Annotated in this window: 17 protein-coding genes; 14 read left to right on the top strand and 3 right to left on the bottom strand. The window is 71.7% G+C overall.

The window, feature by feature from the left end:
- Positions 1-197, bottom strand: a 197-nt coding sequence (locus ACWCSD_RS31050; protein WP_449920105.1) for a hypothetical protein, incomplete at its 3' end; no start/stop codon positions are given.
- Positions 198-472: 275 nt separating this feature from the next.
- Here ACWCSD_RS31050 and ACWCSD_RS31045 point away from each other — a divergent pair.
- The 4 genes from ACWCSD_RS31045 (at position 473) to ACWCSD_RS31030 (ending at position 3719) form a co-directional block, all read left to right on the top strand.
- Positions 473-964, top strand: a complete 492-nt coding sequence (locus ACWCSD_RS31045) for a GNAT family N-acetyltransferase (RefSeq protein ID WP_397215815.1) — start codon at positions 473-475, stop codon at positions 962-964.
- Between the two features lie 171 nt (positions 965-1135).
- Positions 1136-2032: an alpha/beta fold hydrolase gene (locus ACWCSD_RS31040; RefSeq protein WP_352363708.1), complete on the top strand. Its 897-nt coding sequence runs from the start codon at positions 1136-1138 to the stop codon at positions 2030-2032.
- A 25-nt stretch (positions 2033-2057) separates the two neighbouring features.
- Positions 2058-2519 carry a nuclear transport factor 2 family protein gene (locus ACWCSD_RS31035; RefSeq protein ID WP_352363710.1) on the top strand — a complete coding sequence of 154 codons (462 nt, stop codon included), beginning with the start codon at positions 2058-2060 and terminating at the stop codon, positions 2517-2519.
- Positions 2520-2633: 114 nt separating this feature from the next.
- Complete coding sequence (locus tag ACWCSD_RS31030) at positions 2634-3719, top strand: hypothetical protein (protein WP_449920101.1); 1086 nt, start codon at positions 2634-2636, stop codon at positions 3717-3719.
- 51 nt (positions 3720-3770) lie between these two features.
- Here ACWCSD_RS31030 and ACWCSD_RS31025 read toward each other — a convergent pair whose 3' ends face one another.
- Together ACWCSD_RS31025 and ACWCSD_RS31020 are read right to left on the bottom strand one after the other, a co-directional pair.
- Positions 3771-5021: an MFS transporter gene (locus ACWCSD_RS31025; protein WP_397157739.1), complete on the bottom strand. Its 1251-nt coding sequence runs from the start codon at positions 5019-5021 to the stop codon at positions 3771-3773.
- Positions 5018-5398 carry a MerR family transcriptional regulator gene (locus ACWCSD_RS31020; RefSeq protein WP_352330857.1) on the bottom strand — a complete coding sequence of 127 codons (381 nt, stop codon included), beginning with the start codon at positions 5396-5398 and terminating at the stop codon, positions 5018-5020. The genes ACWCSD_RS31025 and ACWCSD_RS31020 overlap by 4 nt, the downstream gene beginning before the upstream one ends.
- Before the next feature lie 284 nt (positions 5399-5682).
- Between ACWCSD_RS31020 and ACWCSD_RS31015 the strand changes: the two genes are divergently transcribed.
- Genes ACWCSD_RS31015 through ACWCSD_RS30970 form a run of 10 tightly spaced genes read left to right on the top strand, consistent with a single transcriptional unit; the run spans position 5683 to position 15323 of the window.
- On the top strand, positions 5683-5928 hold the full coding sequence (locus ACWCSD_RS31015) for a hypothetical protein (protein ID WP_352363715.1): 246 nt from the start codon (positions 5683-5685) through the stop codon (positions 5926-5928).
- On the top strand, positions 5925-6233 hold the full coding sequence (locus ACWCSD_RS31010) for a Nif11 family protein (protein WP_449920096.1): 309 nt from the start codon (positions 5925-5927) through the stop codon (positions 6231-6233). The genes ACWCSD_RS31015 and ACWCSD_RS31010 overlap by 4 nt, the downstream gene beginning before the upstream one ends.
- Positions 6230-7759 carry a GMC family oxidoreductase gene (locus tag ACWCSD_RS31005; RefSeq protein ID WP_449920094.1) on the top strand — a complete coding sequence of 510 codons (1530 nt, stop codon included), beginning with the start codon at positions 6230-6232 and terminating at the stop codon, positions 7757-7759. The genes ACWCSD_RS31010 and ACWCSD_RS31005 overlap by 4 nt, the downstream gene beginning before the upstream one ends.
- Positions 7760-7765: 6 nt before the next feature.
- Positions 7766-9373, top strand: a complete 1608-nt coding sequence (locus tag ACWCSD_RS31000; protein ID WP_449920091.1) for a GMC family oxidoreductase — start codon at positions 7766-7768, stop codon at positions 9371-9373.
- Positions 9370-10071 (top strand): EthD domain-containing protein, encoded by a 702-nt coding sequence (locus ACWCSD_RS30995; RefSeq protein WP_449920088.1) that lies wholly within the window; start codon positions 9370-9372, stop codon positions 10069-10071. The genes ACWCSD_RS31000 and ACWCSD_RS30995 overlap by 4 nt, the downstream gene beginning before the upstream one ends.
- Positions 10068-10895 carry a type 1 glutamine amidotransferase domain-containing protein gene (locus tag ACWCSD_RS30990; protein ID WP_387682292.1) on the top strand — a complete coding sequence of 276 codons (828 nt, stop codon included), beginning with the start codon at positions 10068-10070 and terminating at the stop codon, positions 10893-10895. Before ACWCSD_RS30995 ends, ACWCSD_RS30990 begins: the two co-directional genes overlap by 4 nt.
- A 9-nt stretch (positions 10896-10904) precedes the next feature.
- On the top strand, positions 10905-12545 hold the full coding sequence (locus ACWCSD_RS30985; RefSeq protein WP_449920087.1) for a thiamine pyrophosphate-binding protein: 1641 nt from the start codon (positions 10905-10907) through the stop codon (positions 12543-12545).
- Positions 12542-13141 carry a DJ-1/PfpI family protein gene (locus ACWCSD_RS30980; protein WP_397157748.1) on the top strand — a complete coding sequence of 200 codons (600 nt, stop codon included), beginning with the start codon at positions 12542-12544 and terminating at the stop codon, positions 13139-13141. Before ACWCSD_RS30985 ends, ACWCSD_RS30980 begins: the two co-directional genes overlap by 4 nt.
- 8 nt (positions 13142-13149) lie before the next feature.
- Positions 13150-14952: an AGE family epimerase/isomerase gene (locus tag ACWCSD_RS30975; protein WP_449920084.1), complete on the top strand. Its 1803-nt coding sequence runs from the start codon at positions 13150-13152 to the stop codon at positions 14950-14952.
- 11 nt (positions 14953-14963) lie between these two features.
- Positions 14964-15323 (top strand): STAS domain-containing protein, encoded by a 360-nt coding sequence (locus ACWCSD_RS30970; protein WP_358297553.1) that lies wholly within the window; start codon positions 14964-14966, stop codon positions 15321-15323.
- Positions 15324-15389: the final 66 nt, after the last annotated feature.

Raw genomic sequence — 15389 nt, 5'->3', positions numbered from 1 at the left:
GGGCGGCCGTCCCGCCACGCCTGCGCCGCGCCGTCGGGGCGGCGCCGCACGTCGGGGTCGCCGGCGGGGCCGGGGCAGACCAGGTGCAGGGCCTGACTGACGGTCCAGCGGGCGAGCGGGTGCTCGGCGGGCCGCCCGTCGCCCGTCCGGTCCTCCCCCGCCGGGAGTTGCCCCTCCCCGCGAGCCAGCCACCTCATCGAGCCTCCATTCCGCGCTCCCGCGCTACGGATGACCTCCGGCCGCGGCACGGCGGCCGGGATCGCGTGATCGACCGACCCGGCCGCCACGCCCGGACGGCCGTCTCGCGCAGCTTCTCCGCCCGCACCTCCTCGAACGCCTCGAACGCCTCGCGCGGCGGCGGACGCGCCGAGCGCCGCCCCGCGTGCGTGCATACCCGTACGTGCCCGCGCTCCGCCGCCGGACACCCGCGGGACCTCTCGACTAGTGTGATCTTGTGACCGGAATTTTCACAGTGTTCCCAGCCTCGCCGGGCGACGGTGAGACGCTGGGAGAGATCCACGCCGAATCCTGGAAGGCCGCCTACGCCGGCTTCTTCTCCCCCGACTTCTTCGACCAGGCCGTGCGTCACCGGCGCGGCAAATGGCACGACGTGCTCGCCGAGACCCCGGCGGGCCTGGTGCTGGCCGCGCTCGACGGGCGCCGGCTGGCCTTCGCCCACTTCGGGCCCTCGCCGTCCCGGGCGGGCGCGGCGGAGCTCCTCGGCTTCTACGGCCATCCCGACGGCTGGGGCACGGGCGTGGCCGCCGCCCTGATGACCGACACCCTGCGCCGCATCCGCGACGAGGGCTTCACCCGGGTGCACCTGTGGACGCTGCGCGACACGCCGCAGGCCCGCCGGTTCTACGCCAAGAGCGGCTTCACCGAGTCCGGCGCGGCCCGCACCCACGACTACGGCGACGGCAACCCCGTCGAGCAGGTCGAGTACGAGCTGTCCTTCCTCTGACCGCAGCCGCCTTCCCACGCGTGCGACTTGACAGAGTTCCCCGGCGTATTTCGCGGTGAATACCCCGGCGCGGGCTCTTTCGTTGACCGTCTCCATGGCCCATGGCAACCATTCTTGAGTATGGCCAAGCGGGCACGAGAAACGGTCGAGTGATCGCGTGAGAGGAATGGCATGAGCGCGAATGCTTTGTACGCCGGTCGAGACTGGAAACTCGACCACGACAAGCGAGTCAAGGTCAGCAACGCGGAACTTCGTTACACCGTCGTGGGGCGCGGCGAGCCTGTCCTGTGCATCCACTGCACCTCCATTTCGGACGGTCTCATCACGCCGCTCCTGAAGTACAACCCGGAGCTGCTGGACAAGTACCAGTTCATCAGCTATTACCGCGCCGGTTACAACGGCAGCACGCTGGAGAAGGACAGCCTCAGCATCGAGGAGGGCGCCGAGCACGCCAAGCAGCTCCTCGACCACCTCGGCATCGACAAGGCGCACGTCATGTCGTACTCCTTCGGCGGGGTGATCGGCTTCCAGTTCATGCTCTCCTACCCCGAGCGCACGCACTCGGCGGTGCTGCTGGAGCCGTACCTGCCGCGTGAGGGCGCCGAGGCCGAGAAGGCCAACAACGACGCCGTGATGACGGCCATCGAGCTGGTGCAGAAGGGCGACAAGCTCACCGCCGCCTGCGACTTCATGGCCGCCGTCTGCGGCCCGAGCTACCTCGGCTCCGTGGACATGACCTGCCCCCTCGACGTGTGGGAGCGGGTCGAGGAGTGCGCGGACGTCACGTTCAAGGTCGACTTCCCGGCGCTGGGCGGCTGGGGCTTCCGCATGTCCAAGGCCGACCAGCTGGTGCCGGACAAGCCGCGGATGCCGGTGCTGGCCGTGATGGGCCTGGACAGCGAGGCGGCCATGCCCGGCTTCCGCGAGGCGCAGCACTTCCTCATGAACTGGCTGCCCCAGGCCGAGCGCTGCGGCATCGTCGGCGCCACCCACGGCCTGCAGATCATGAACCCGAGAGCGGTCGGCGAAGGCGTCTCGGCCTTCCTCGCCAAGCACCCGATGCAGTAGCACCCGAGGCAGTGAGAGGAGAGCGATGTCGGATCTGACGGCTGAGCGACTGGCGGCGGCACATCAGGCGCTGCGGTCCGGCGACCGCGAGCGCGCGCTGGAGTACTGGCACCCCGACGTGCGGTTCCAGTCCCCCGGCAACCACCCGTACGCCGGCTGGCACGACGGCCTGGACGCCTTCATGGGCTTCATCAAGACCTGGCAGCGGCTGGCCGGCGGCACCCTGCGCATGGAGCAGATCGCCTGCCTGGTCAACCCGGTGGACGGCTACACCATCGACGTCAACCGGTGCACCGCCGTGCGCAGGCGCACCGGCTCGGACGGCACCTCCTTCTACGAGCACCTGCAGATGGAGGGGGTGGACCTGATGCGGTGGGAGAACGGCCGCATCGTGGAGGGCCGCGGCGGCATCTTCGGCGACGGGACCGCCAACTTCAGCTCGTTCTTCGGTCCGATCGGCCCCGACGGGCGCAGATCCGACGACTGAGCGGGCGATCCCCGGCGGGCCGGTCGGTACCGGCCCGCTTTCTCGTGCCCGCGGCCCGTCCCGGCCCTCCTTCGTGCCCCTTTTTCCCGCAGGAACGCGCCCACAGGAGAAGACATGACCCGTTTGCGTGGCGTCCTCCGCGCCTCCGCCGCCGCCCTGGCCGTCACCGCCGCGCTGGCGGCGGCGACGCCGGCCCAGGCGCTCCTGGCCCCGTCCTTCCGGGCCGTGGACCCGCCCGGCGACCCCACCGCCCTCTGGAACGTCGACGTGCTGGACGCCTCCCATGCCTACGCCGTCGGCTGGCGCGGCTACGACGGCTCGCCGGACACCTCCGTGCTGCGCTGGGACGGCTCGTCCTGGAGCAGGCTGCCGCTCACCGCCGGGTACGACGTGCCGAGCCCGTGCTGCGTCGCGGCCGTCGCGCCGGACCAGATCTACGTGACCGGCAGCAAGAGCATCGCCGACGTCTCCTGGCCGCGCTCGGCGTACTGGAACGGCTCGGCCTGGTCGGAGATCCCGCCCCCGCCCGGCTGGACGCCCCCGCTGCCCGGCGACGAGTGGACCGGCCCGATCGCCGCCACCAAGGACGGCTCGCTCTGGTCGATCAGGTTCAAGAACACCGGCGGCACCGACATCCTGCGCCTGCGCCAGGGCTCCTGGACGGTCTACCCGCGCACCGAGAACCTGGGCCTGCTGCGCGCCGTGGACGGCGGCGACCAGATCGTCTTCGCCGCCGAGAACGGCGTCGTCCTGTGGGACGGCACGGCCATGCGCTCGCTGGGCAGGCCGGGCGTCAGCCCCCGGGGCGTGTACGTCGAGGGCCCCGGCCGGATCTGGATCAGCGGCTACCAGCCCCGTCCCAACCAGCCCGCCACCCCGGCGATCGCCCGCTACGACGGCGCCCGCTGGACCGTCTCGGCGCTGCCCGGCGCCCCGGGCAACGGCTCGGCGAGCATCAGCGGCGACGGCCAGGGCCACCTGATCATCCCGACCGGCGGCGGCACCACCGCACCCGCCTACCTGTACTTCGACGGCGCCTCCTGGACCCGGGTCAGCGGCCCGGCCCGCCCGTCGGCCGGGTACGCCGGCGCGTACGCGGTGGACCGCGTGCCCGGCACGTCCACGATCCTGTCGGTGGGCGGCGCCAACGTGACCAACCTGACCGGGTTCGCGATCAGTGAGCTGATCAGCCCCCGCTGAGCGGGCGGCGCGGACCCCGTGAGCGGGGAGGGGCGGCAGGCCCCTCCCCGCTCACGCGCGCCCGCGGGCCGCGCCGCCGGCGCGGATCGCCGCGAGGAGCGTGCCGGCCAGCAGCAGCGCCGAGGTGACCGTCAGGACCACGCCCAGCCGGTGCAGCCCCTCGTCGGTGGCGCGCTCGCCGTAGGTCACGCTGAGGAGCAGCGCCGAGCAGATGGCCCCGGCGTACTGCGAGGTGCGCAGCAGGCCGGCGGCCATGCCGATCAGGGCGGGCGGCGCCTGGGCGTACATGGCGGCCTGGTTGCCGACGATGTTGAGCCCGTTCTGCACCCCGAAGACCATGCTGAGCAGGCACAACGACAGGATGGACGCGCCGCCGTCGAGCGCCGGCAGCCAGGCGCAGCCCGCCAGCAGGGCCGCGGCGCCGGTCGGCAACATCCAGCGCGCCCGGCCCGACGCGCCGTCGGCCCGCGCGGCCAGCCCCGAGACCACCGCGCCCACGGCCGAGGTGGGCATCAGCAGCAGCCCGGCGACCGCCGCCGTCAGCCCCCTGCCCTGCTCCAGCCACTGCGTCCAGCCGTACAGGAAGCCGTAGGTGGCCATGAAGGTCACCGCGTTGCGCAGGTAGGTGACCAGCAGCGGCCGGTTGCCGGCCAGGTCGCGCAGGCTGCCGCCGCCGCCCGCGCCGGAACGCTCGTACGGCTCGTCGCGCGGCAGCCACAGCAGCGCCGAGACCACCCCGGCCACGGCCATCGGCAGGTTGACCAGGAAGATCCAGCGCCAGCCGCCGAGCGCGTCGAGCAGCCCGCCGAGCGGCGGCCCGAGCACCATGCTGACCTGCCCGGCCATGGCCAGCGCGCCCATCACCGAGGCGGGCGCGGCGCCGCCGGACCGCTGCGACCTGCGGCGGACCATGCTCATGGCGGCCGGGTAGGCGGCCGAGGTGCCGAGGCCGATCACCACGCGGGCGGCCACGAGCAGGCCGAGGGTCGGCGCCCAGTAGCCGAGCAGCCCGCCGGCCGCGACCGTGACCAGCCCGGCCAGGTAGACGCGGCGCGGGCCGAGCCGGTCGGCCAGCCGGCCCAGCACCGGCTGACCGATGGCGGTGGCCAGGTACAGGGCCGACACCAGCCAGGAGGTGGCGTCGGCGCCCACGCCGAAGTGGTGGGCGATGGGCACGAGCGCGATGGCGATGATCGAGGAGTTGATCGGGTTGAGCAGCGAGCCGACCGAGACCGCCGTGACGAAGCGGGGGCCGAAGGCGGCCTGGCCGGGCTCGCTGTCCGGCCGCGGCGGCGCGGTCACAGCTGGTACTTCTCCTCTAGCTTCTCGTAGATGTCGATCTTGTAGTCGATGGCGGCCAGGTCGTCCTTGAGCTGGTCGATGCGCTTGGCCACCTCCTCGCGGTGGGTGAGCAGGATCTGCTTGCGCTCGGCGGTGGTGCTCTCGCCGGCGCGGACCAGCTCGGCGTAGCGGCGGACGTCGGCGATGGACATCCCGGTGCCGCGCAGCCTGGTCAGGAAGCGGATCCAGGCCAGATCACGTTCGGTGTAGCGGCGGTGCCCGTTACCGCCGCGCGGCGGCGTCTCCCGCATCAGGCCGGCTTTCTCGTAATAGCGCAGCGCGTGGGCGCTGAGGCCGGTCTCGGCTGCGACTTCCGCGATCGTCAGGCTCTGACTCATACCGATCATTGTCGCCCTTCGAGCGCGATCCAAGTCAAGTGCATTCGCCGGAATTCCGGTGAATGCGGGTTCGGACTTGACGGAATGGGACCGGCTACCTCCATACCGCCCGGTCACCGCAGGGCGGCGCGTTGACGCGTTTTCCGGCGGCCGAACATGATTCATCCGTAGCGCCGGACGAAATGGTGGTGCCAATGGCGAAGAGCGAATTCGTGAGATTCCTCGGCGACCTCCGGGAGAATCCGCAAAGACGCGCTGAGTATAGCGCGAGAAATCTCAGTCAATTGTTGTTCCACGCCTCCGACGAGGGCTTCCGGTTCACCGCCGAGGAGCTGGTGTCGGTGGTCGGGGCCCTGGAGATCGAGGTCATCGTCGCCAAGGACGGCGAGTCCGTCGACGGCGGCAGCACGCTCTGGCGGCACATGTGGGGCAGGCGTTACCTGGACTACCTGCTCGATCACGTGGTGGCCAGGTTCGGCGAGCAGGAGCTGCGCGGGTTCGCGGCCGACGAGAGGCGGCCGGTGGCATGAGCGGGACGAATCTGATCGCGTTCCTGCGCCTGGCGGGCTCGCGCGCCGACGTGCTGGAGTCGCTGAAGGACAAGAGCAAGGCGGAGGTCGTCGCCGCCGCGGCCGAGCACGGGCTGCCGTTCTCCGAGGCCGACTTCAACGGCGTGGTGTGGGAGCTGGAGGAGCGCCTGGCCGACCTGCGCGGCGACGCCTTCGACGCCACCTTCCCGCTCTGGCGGACGATGTGGGGCCGGCACTACCTGGAGTTCCTGGTCGGCGACCTGCTGCCCGCGCTGGAGCGGGCCCGGCTGCTGGAGCCGTCGTGAGCGCCTACGACTACATCGTGGTGGGCGCGGGCAGCGCCGGCTGCGTCCTGGCCAGGCGGCTGCTGGACGCGCTGGGCTGCCGGGTGCTGCTGCTGGAGGCCGGCGGCCCGGACGACGCCGAGTGCGTGCACCGGACCGACGTCCCGTCGATGACGTCGATGTGGGGCTCGCCGGAGTTCGTGTGGGACTACGCCAGCACCCCGCAGCGGGAGCTGGGCGGCCGGGTCGTGCCCATCCCGCAGGGCCGCGTGACGGGCGGCGGCAGCTCGGTCAACGCCATGATGTACGTGCGGGGCAACCGCCGCGACTTCGACGGCTGGGCCGCGCTGGGCAACGACGGCTGGTCCTACGACGAGGTGCTGCCCTACTTCAGGCGCTCGGAGGACTACCCGGGCGGCTCGCCGGAGTACCGGGGCGGCGGCGGCCCGCTGAAGGTCGTGGACTACGGCTCGCCGTCGGACGCCTCGCGCGCCTTCGTCCGGGCGGCGATCGCCCGCGGCCGCGCCGACGGCACGGGCGACTACAACGGCCCCCGGCAGGAGGGCCTGGCCTTCTTCTACCAGTCCACCCGGGACAAGGACGGCCGCCGCTCCAGCACGTCGGAGGCGTTCCTGCGGCCGGTGCTCGGCGAGCCGAACCTCACGCTGGAGACCGGCGCCGTCGTCACCCGCCTCACCGTCGAGGGCGGCCGGGCCGCCGGCGTGGAGTACGTCAAGGACGGCCGTGCGCACCGGGCCACGGCCGCGCAGGAGGTCGTCGTGGCCTGCGGCGCGCTGGGCTCGCCGGCGCTGCTGCTGCGCTCGGGCCTCGGCCCGGCCGCGCACCTGCGCGAGCACGGCGTCGAGGTGGTCGCCGACCTGCCGGGCGTGGGCCGCAACCTGCAGGACCACGTGCTGTTCGGCATCGGCTACGAGAGCCTGCGCGAGCTGCCCTTCCCCGAGCTGCTGGCCGAGGCGGGGCTGTTCACCAACGTCCTGGGCGGCGACGGGCCGGACCTGCAGTTCTTCTTCGGCCCGGTGCAGTTCATCGACGACCGGTACAGGACGGACGGCCCGGGGTTCACCTTCGCGCCGATCCTGCTGCAGCCGGAGAGCAGGGGCGAGGTGCGGCTGCGTCCCGGCGACCCGCTGCGTCCCCTCGTCGACCCGCACTACCTGGAGGCCGCCGCGGATCTGCGGCTGCTGACCGAGGCCGTCGTCCTGGCCAGGGAGCTGGTCTCGGACGCGGCCTTCGACTCCCTGCGCGGGCGGGAGCTGGCCCCCGGGCCCGGCGTGACCAGCCCGGCCGCCCTGGCCGAGTACGTGCGGGCCAGCGCCTCGACCGTGTGGCACCCGGCCGGCACCTGCCGGATGGGCCGCGACGACGAGGCGGTCGTCGGGCCCGACCTGCGGGTGCGCGGCGTGGACGGGCTGCGCGTGGCCGACGCCTCGGTCATGCCGGTCATCACCCGGGGCAACACCAACGCGGCCACGATCATGATCGCCGAGAAGGCCGCCGACCTGGTCGCCGCATCGGCGCGGAGGTGAGCTGAGATGACACAGAGCTTCGACTTCGTCGTCGTCGGCGGCGGCACGGCCGGATCGGTCATCGCCGCCCGGCTGAGCGAGCTGCCCGGGGCCAGCGTGCTGGTCCTGGAGGCGGGCGACACGAAGATCACGGACGCGGTCGAGGACCCGAGCCGGTGGAACGAGGTGCTGCTGACCGAGCTGGACTGGGCGTACATGAGCGAGCCGCAGCCGGGGCTCGGCGGACGCCAGGTCTACTCGGCGGCGGGCCGCGGCCTGGGCGGGACCTCGAACGTCTATCACATGATCCACACGCGCGGCCGTCCGGCGGACTTCGACGCCTGGGCCTACGACGGCTGCCCCGGCTGGTCCTACGCCGACGTCCTGCCCTACTTCCAGCGCCTGGAGGGCCAGCGGGACACGACCAACCCCACGGCGGGCCACGACGGCCCCATCAAGATCGTCAACGCCCGGGACATGGGCAACCCGGTCTCCCAGACGTTCGTGGACGCCTGCGTGGAGCTGGGTTACCCGCAGGTCGAGGACTTCAACGCCGACAGCTTCGGCGTCAGCTGGCACCACGTCGACATCGACGTCGACAAGGGAACCCGCTGCGGGGTGCGCGCCTCCTACCTGGAGCCGGCGCTGGAGCGGCTGAGCGTCGAGGTGGGCGCGCTGGCCACCCGGCTGCTGTTCGAGGGCGAGCGCTGCGTGGGCGTGGAGTACCTCAAGGACGGCGAGCTGCGGACCGTCAGGGCCGAGCACGAGGTGATCGTCAGCGCGGGCGCGATCCAGTCGCCCAAGCTGCTGCAGCTGTCCGGCATCGGCGAGGCCGGGGCGCTGGCCGCGCTCGGCATCCCGGTGGTCGCCGACCTGCCCGGCGTGGGCGCCAACTTCCACGACCACCCGCTGGTCATCGGCCCGATCGGGTACATGGAGGAGGCCGCGCCCGACCCGCGCGGGCAGGTCACCGAGGTCGGCCTGTTCTGGGGGTCGGAGCCGGGGCTGCCGGTGCCCGACATGGAGATCTGCCTGGTGCACCGGGCGCCGTTCGGCGACCAGTTCTTCGCCAACGTCATCAAGCGGGTGGAGACCGGGCAGCCGCTCACGCCGGTGCGCGAGCTGGTCGACCCGAAGATCGTGCTCACCCTGCCGGGGCTGGTCCGCCCGCTGTCACGGGGCAGCGTACGGCTGGCCGGCACCGACCCGACGGCCTACCCGCGGGTCAGCGCGAACTACTTCGCCGAGCGCTCGGACCTGGAGCGCACGGTGACGATGGTGCAGATCGCCCGCGACATCTACGCCAGCTCCGCCTTCCGGCGCAACTGGGGGCTGACCGAGGTCGCGCCCGGCCCGGACGTGCGCACCCGGGAGCAGCTCAGCGCCTGGGTGGTGGAGAACGTCGGCTCGTACTACCACTTCGCCGGCTCCTGCAAGATGGGCTCCGACAGCCTCGCCGTGGTGGACACCCGGCTGCGGGTGCGCGGCGTCGAGGGGCTGCGCGTCGCCGACGCCTCGATCATGCCGACGATCGTCTCGGCCAACCCCCACACCACCACCGTGATGATCGGCGAGCGCGCGGCCGAGTTCGTCGCGGCGGACTTCCTCCCGGCCCGACAGGAGGCCACGCGATGATCCACCAGTTCATCTTCGGCGCCCCCAAGCCCGGCTTCACCGCCCAGCAGTTCCAGGACTACTGGGTCAACGTGCACGCGGTGAAGTTCGCCAGCAAGATCAAGCAGATCAGGCAGTACCTGGTCGACACCCGCATCCCCTTCGACGGCGACGTGGGCCGGCCGCCGCTGCCGCACCAGGGCATCGCCGAGATCTGGCTGGCCAATGCCGAGGAGCAGCTCGCCTCGCTGCAGAGCGAGGAGTTCCTCCAGGGCGCCCGGCTGGACGAGCCCAACTGGGCGGCGTTCTGGTCGACGATCGTGGTGGACACCGTCGCCCACGAGCTGGTGCCCGGCCCCAGGCCGCGGCCGGACAGCTGGGTGAAGGTCACCACGCTGATCAAGCGGCGGCCCGGCCTGCCGCTGGACACCTACCGCAAGCAGTCCCTGGAGTCCTACGCCGCCGCGGTGGCCGGGCTGCCGGGCCTGCGCAGGCACCTGCACTGCCACACCGTGGACGGCGCGTACACCTTCGGCGAGGCCGGCTTCGACGCCGTGGACCAGCTCTGGTTCGACGACGTGGACGCGCTGCGCGCCGCGCTGGCCTCGGCCCACCACGCCCGCCGGGTCAAGCCGGAGCTGGAGGCGATCGCCGACCCGGCCCACGTGTTCTCCATGACCTGCAAGGAAAACTGGATCATCCCCGGGGAGTCGGCATGACCAAGCGCGTTCTCGTGATCCTCTCGGAGTTCGGCTACTGGGGGGAGGAGCTCGTCGGCCCGCTGTCGGCCTTCGACGAGCGCGGCTACGACGTCGTGTTCGCCACGCCGACCGGCAAGCAGCCGCACGCCCTGCCGCCCAGCATGGACCCCGACTACGTCGACCCGCCGCTCGGCCGCTCGGTCACCACGCCCGAGGTGGCCAAGCTGACCCGCGACCTGGACGAGTCGGGCCGCCTGGCCAACCCGCTCAACCTGTCGGCCTGGGCGCCCGAGCGTCCCTACACCAGCAGCCCCGACTACCTGCGCCGGCTGGAGTCCTACCACCGGGCGGTGGCCAAGCTGGAGGCCGAGCTGGTGCCCTACGACGCGGTGCTGATCGTGGGCGGCAGCGGGCCGATCGTGGACCTGGCCAACAACGAGCGGGTGCACGAGATCGTGCTCGCGTTCGTGCGGGCGGGCAAGCCGGTGGCCGCCGAGTGCTACGGCGTGGCCTGCCTGGCCTTCGCCCGCGACTGGGAGGACCGCAAGAGCATCATCTGGGGCAAGCGCGTCACCGGCCACTGCAAGGAGTACGACTACAAGGACGGCACCGGGTTCCTCGGCGTGCCCGACTTCAACATGGGGCCGCCGCCGTACCCGCTGGAGTACATCCTGCGGGACGCCACCGGGCCGCAGGGCCGCTACATCGGCAACTTCGGCAGGGAGACCTCGGTCATCGTGGACTTCCCGTTCGTCACCGGACGCTCCACGCCCGACTCGTTCCTGACCGGGCAGAAGATCGTCGAAGTGCTCGAGGGCGGCCTGCGCCGCTTCGGCTGGTGATGGCGGGCCATGGCCAGGGACGGCAACACCGCGATCATCGAGCAGTTCCTCAGCGACGGCATCACGTACATGTTCGGCAACCCGGGGACGGTCGAGCAGGGCTTCCTCGACGCGCTGGAGGGCTTCGAGGACTTCCACTACATCCTCACCCTGCAGGAGACGGTGGCGGCCGGCATCGCCGACGGGTACGCCCGCGCCACGGGCGGCCCCGCGCTGCTGCAGCTCCACAGCGGTGTGGGGCTGGGCAACGCGATCGGCATGCTGTACCAGGCCAAGCGGGGGCACTCCCCGCTGGTGGTGGTCGCCGGTGAGGCCGGGGTCGGCTACGACGCGATGGACGCCCAGATGGCCGCCGATCTCGTGGCCATGGCCCGGCCCGTCACCAAGCACGCCATGCGCGTGATCGACCCCGGCTCGGTGCTGCGGGTGCTGCGCCGGGCGGTCAAGATGGCGATGACGCCGCCGCGCGGCCCGGTGTTCGTGGCGCTCCCGCTCGACGTCCTGGACCAGCCCAACCACGAGCCGGTCCAGCCGTCGGTGGTGCCGCACTCGGCCGCGCTGCCCGCCCCCGAGCTGGTCCGCCGGGCCGCCGGGCTGCTGTCCGGCGCCCGGTCCCCGATCATCCTGGCCGGCGACGGCGTGTCGGTCTCCGGCGCGCAGGCGGAGCTGACCCGGGTGGCCGAGCAGCTCGGCGCGGACGTGTGGGGCGTGGAGTTCTCCGAGGCGAACATGGACGGCCGGCACCCGCTCTTCCGCGGCCAGCTCGGCCACATGTTCGGCCAGGTCAGCGCGGACGCCGTCAAGGACGCCGACGCCGTGCTGGTGGTGGGCACGTACCTGTTCCCCGAGGTGTTCCCGTCGCTGAGCAGCCCGTTCGGCAAGGACGCGCGGATCGTGCACATCGACCTGGACTCGTACGAGATCGCCAAGAACCACCCGGTCACGCTGGGCCTGGTGGCCGACCCCCGGCTCACGCTGGCGGCGCTGTCGGCGGAGCTGGAGGGCACGCTCAGCAAGGCCGACCGGCAGGCGGCGGCGGCCCGGCTGGCCCGCCGGACGGCGGCGCCGCGCCCGGCGCCGGCCGAGGACTCGATACTCAACGCGTTCATGCGCGAGCTGGCGGCGCGGGCCCCCGAGGACGTGATCGTCTTCGACGAGGGGCTGACCGCCTCCGGCGTGATCGGCTCCTACTTCCCGCCGCGCGGGCCGGGGAGCTGGTTCCTGACCCGCGGCGGCTCGCTCGGCGTGGGCATCCCGGGGGCGATCGGCGCCAAGCTCGCCCATCCGGACCGCACGGTGATCGGCTTCACCGGCGACGGCGGCAGCATGTACACCTTCCAGGCGCTGGCCACCGCCGTCCGGTACGACATCGCCGCCAAGTTCGTGATCTGCAACAACCACAGCTACCGGCTGCTGGACAACAACATCGAGGAGTACTGGCGCGGCCGGGGCATCCCCGGTCACCGCTTTCCTCGCTCCTTCGACCTCTCCTATCCCGACCTCCAGTTCACCGACCTGGCCAGAGGCTGCGGCGTGGACGGGCTGCGGGTGGAGAAGGCCGACCAGATCGAGGAGGCCGTCGAGCGGCTGCTCGGCCACGACGGCCCCTTCCTCATCGACCTCGTCACCGAACCGGGGAGGCCATTGTGAGCGGCATCGAGCCACGGGCCGGCGCGGCGCTGAACGGCCGCAAGATCGCTGTCCTGATGGAGAGCGACTACGTCGAGCCGGAGATCTTCTACTACGAGCGGCGCTTCGCCGAGGCCGGCGCCGAGGTGCACTTCATGACCCGCCTGTGGGGGCAGCCGTCGATCACCTTCACCGGCCACGAGTGGCGGGTGCCGTTCACCGTGGACCGCGGGTTCGAGGGCATCAGCGACCGTGAGCTGCGCTCCTACGCCGCGGTGATCGTGCCCTCGGGGATCGTCTCGGACCGGCTGCGCTTCACCGACGACGTCAACCGGCTGGCGCCGGCCACCGCGTTCGTGCGGCGGGCGCTGGAGGAGCCGTCGATCATCACGGGCGTGATCTGCCACGGCCTGTGGCTGATGGCCGCCGCCCCCGAGACGATGCGCGGGCGCAAGGTCGTCGCGCACAACAACCTCGTGGGCGACGTGCGGAACATGGGCGCCGAGTACGTGGACCAGGACGTGGTCATCGACGGCAACCTGATCACCGGGCGCAGCGTGTACCACTGCCATCTGTTCGCCCACACCATCATCGGCCAGCTCGCCGAGACGCTGTAGGAGCAACGATGAACTTCACCTTCATGGACACCGTGGCCGGGCGGGTCGAACGGTTCGACGCCGGCTCCGGCTCCTTCCGGCTGGCGACCATCGACGGCCGTACGGTCGAGGTGCGCCTGGACGGCGAGGTCTCGGCCGAGCTGCTGCGCAACCTGGGCGAGCCGTACGTGGACGCGGGCGACCACGTGCGCGACATGCTGACGCCGGGCCGCCACCTGTTCGTCTACGGGATCTTCTACCCCGAGGGCGAGGAGCCGGTCTTCTCGGCCAAGCGGCTGATCTTCCTGGGCCGCGGCTCCGGCGAGTACCGGTTCGAGCAGCCCGACTGGTGGATCAACCAGCTCGACGAGATCGCCGCGTTCTACCGCCGCGCCCAGTTCGGGCAGGGCCCGGTCGACTTCCGCGACTACCGGACGATCCTGCGCCTGGGCGGCGACAAGACCGCCAGCCACGTGCAGGAGACCGACACGATCTCGCGGCTGGTGTACGGCATGGCCTCGGCGTACCTGCTGACCGGCGACGACGCCTACCTGGAGGTCGCCGAGCGCGGCACCCGCTACCTGCGCGAGCACATGCGCTTCGTGGACCCCGAGAACGACGTCGTGTACTGGTACCACGGCATCAAGGTGGACGGCGAGCACGAGAAGAAGCTGTTCACCTCGGAGTTCGGCGACGACTACGACGCCATCCCGATGTACGAGCAGATCTACGCCCTGGCCGGCCCGACGCAGACCTACCGGGTCACCGGCGACAAACGCATCGCCTCCGACGTCAACGCCACGCTGCGGCTGTTCGAGAAGTTCTTCCGCGACCACCGGCGCGGCGGCTACTACTCGCACGTCGACCCGATCCTGCTCAGCCCGCACCACGAGTCGCTCGGGCCGAACCAGTCGCGCAAGAACTGGAACTCCATCGGCGACCACGCCCCGGCCTACCTGATCAACTACTACCTGGCCACCGGCGACGAACGCCACCTGGAGATGCTGGAACGCACCTTCGACACGATCGTCGAGCACTTCCCCGAGCCGTCGAGCCCGTTCGTCAACGAGCGCTTCCACGACGACTGGAGCCACGACCTGACGCACAGCTGGCAGCAGGACCGCGCGGTCGTCGGGCACAACCTGAAGATCGCCTGGAACCTCATGCGCATGCACGGCGCCCGCCCCAAGGACGCCTACCGGGACCTGGCCGAGCACCTGGCCCGCACCATGCCGGCGGTCGGCAGCGACCAGCAGCGCGGCGGCTGGTACGACGTCGTCGAGCGGCACCGGGCCGAGGGCCAGCGGTGGCACCGCTTCGCCTGGCACGACCGCAAGGCGTGGTGGCAGCAGGAGCAGGCGATCCTGGCGTACCTGATCGTGGCCGGCGAGCTGGGCGGTGACGACCACCTGGAGCAGGCGCGCCAGGCGGCGGCCTTCTACAACGCCTTCTTCCTCGACCACGACGAGGGCGCGGTCTACTTCAACGTGCTGGCCAACGGCCTGCCGTACCTGCTCGGGACCGAGCGGTTCAAGGGCAGCCACTCGATGAGCATGTACCACTCCTCCGAGCTGTGCTATCTGGCGACCGTCTACACGCGGCTGCTGGTCACGCGGCAGCCGCTCACCCTGCACTTCAAGCCGGGCCCGGACGCCGAGCGCATCCTGCGCGTCGCGCCCGACCTGCTGCCGGCCGGGCGGGTGCTGCTCACCGAGGCCGAGGTGGACGGCAAGCCGTACGAGGTGCTGGACCCGGTGGCGATGACCGTGGAGCTGCCGGAGTCCACCGAGGCGCTGCGCGTCAAGGTGACGCTGACCCCGGTGCAGGAGTGAGCGTGCCGGCCATGGAGATCACGACGGACACGATCGGCCCGGTCACCGTGATCGGGCTCACCGGCCAGCTCGACAGCAGGTCGGCCCCGGCGGCGCAGGAGCGCATCCTGGCGCTGCTGCCGGACAGCCGGCCGGTGCTGCTCGACCTGACCGGCGTCAGCTACCTGTCCAGCGCGGGCCTGCGCACGATGCTGCTGGTCTACCGGCAGGCGCGGACCCTGGACAGCTTCATCGCCCTGGTGGGCCTGTCGGACGAGCTGCGCGGGGTGATGGCGGCGACCGGGTTCCTGCGCTTCTTCGTCGTCGCCGACTGCGTGGCGGACGCGCTGGAGATCGTCCGGGCCGCCGAGCCTCGGGAGGAGGCCACATGAGTGTGGAGACGCAGGGCGTGCCGGGCCGGATCGACTCCTTCCCGACGGCCGAGCTGGCCGGGTTCG

This window comes from Nonomuraea sp. NPDC001684 (assembly GCF_053596515.1).
This window is presented reverse-complemented; position numbering and strand designations above follow the sequence as displayed.

Excerpts from the sequence above, each read along its gene's own strand:
- ACWCSD_RS31040 (WP_352363708.1), top strand. The coding sequence starts at position 1,136 with ATGAGCGCGAATGCTTTGTACGCCGGTCGAGACTGGAAACTCGACCAC.
- ACWCSD_RS31035 (WP_352363710.1), top strand. The coding sequence starts at position 2,058 with ATGTCGGATCTGACGGCTGAGCGACTGGCGGCGGCACATCAGGCGCTG.
- ACWCSD_RS31030 (WP_449920101.1), top strand. The coding sequence starts at position 2,634 with ATGACCCGTTTGCGTGGCGTCCTCCGCGCCTCCGCCGCCGCCCTGGCC.
- ACWCSD_RS31020 (WP_352330857.1), bottom strand. The coding sequence starts at position 5,398 with ATGAGTCAGAGCCTGACGATCGCGGAAGTCGCAGCCGAGACCGGCCTC.
- ACWCSD_RS31010 (WP_449920096.1), top strand. The coding sequence starts at position 5,925 with ATGAGCGGGACGAATCTGATCGCGTTCCTGCGCCTGGCGGGCTCGCGC.
- ACWCSD_RS31000 (WP_449920091.1), top strand. The coding sequence starts at position 7,766 with ATGACACAGAGCTTCGACTTCGTCGTCGTCGGCGGCGGCACGGCCGGA.
- ACWCSD_RS30995 (WP_449920088.1), top strand. The coding sequence starts at position 9,370 with ATGATCCACCAGTTCATCTTCGGCGCCCCCAAGCCCGGCTTCACCGCC.
- ACWCSD_RS30990 (WP_387682292.1), top strand. The coding sequence starts at position 10,068 with ATGACCAAGCGCGTTCTCGTGATCCTCTCGGAGTTCGGCTACTGGGGG.
- ACWCSD_RS30985 (WP_449920087.1), top strand. The coding sequence starts at position 10,905 with ATGGCCAGGGACGGCAACACCGCGATCATCGAGCAGTTCCTCAGCGAC.
- ACWCSD_RS30975 (WP_449920084.1), top strand. The coding sequence starts at position 13,150 with ATGAACTTCACCTTCATGGACACCGTGGCCGGGCGGGTCGAACGGTTC.
- ACWCSD_RS30970 (WP_358297553.1), top strand. The coding sequence starts at position 14,964 with ATGGAGATCACGACGGACACGATCGGCCCGGTCACCGTGATCGGGCTC.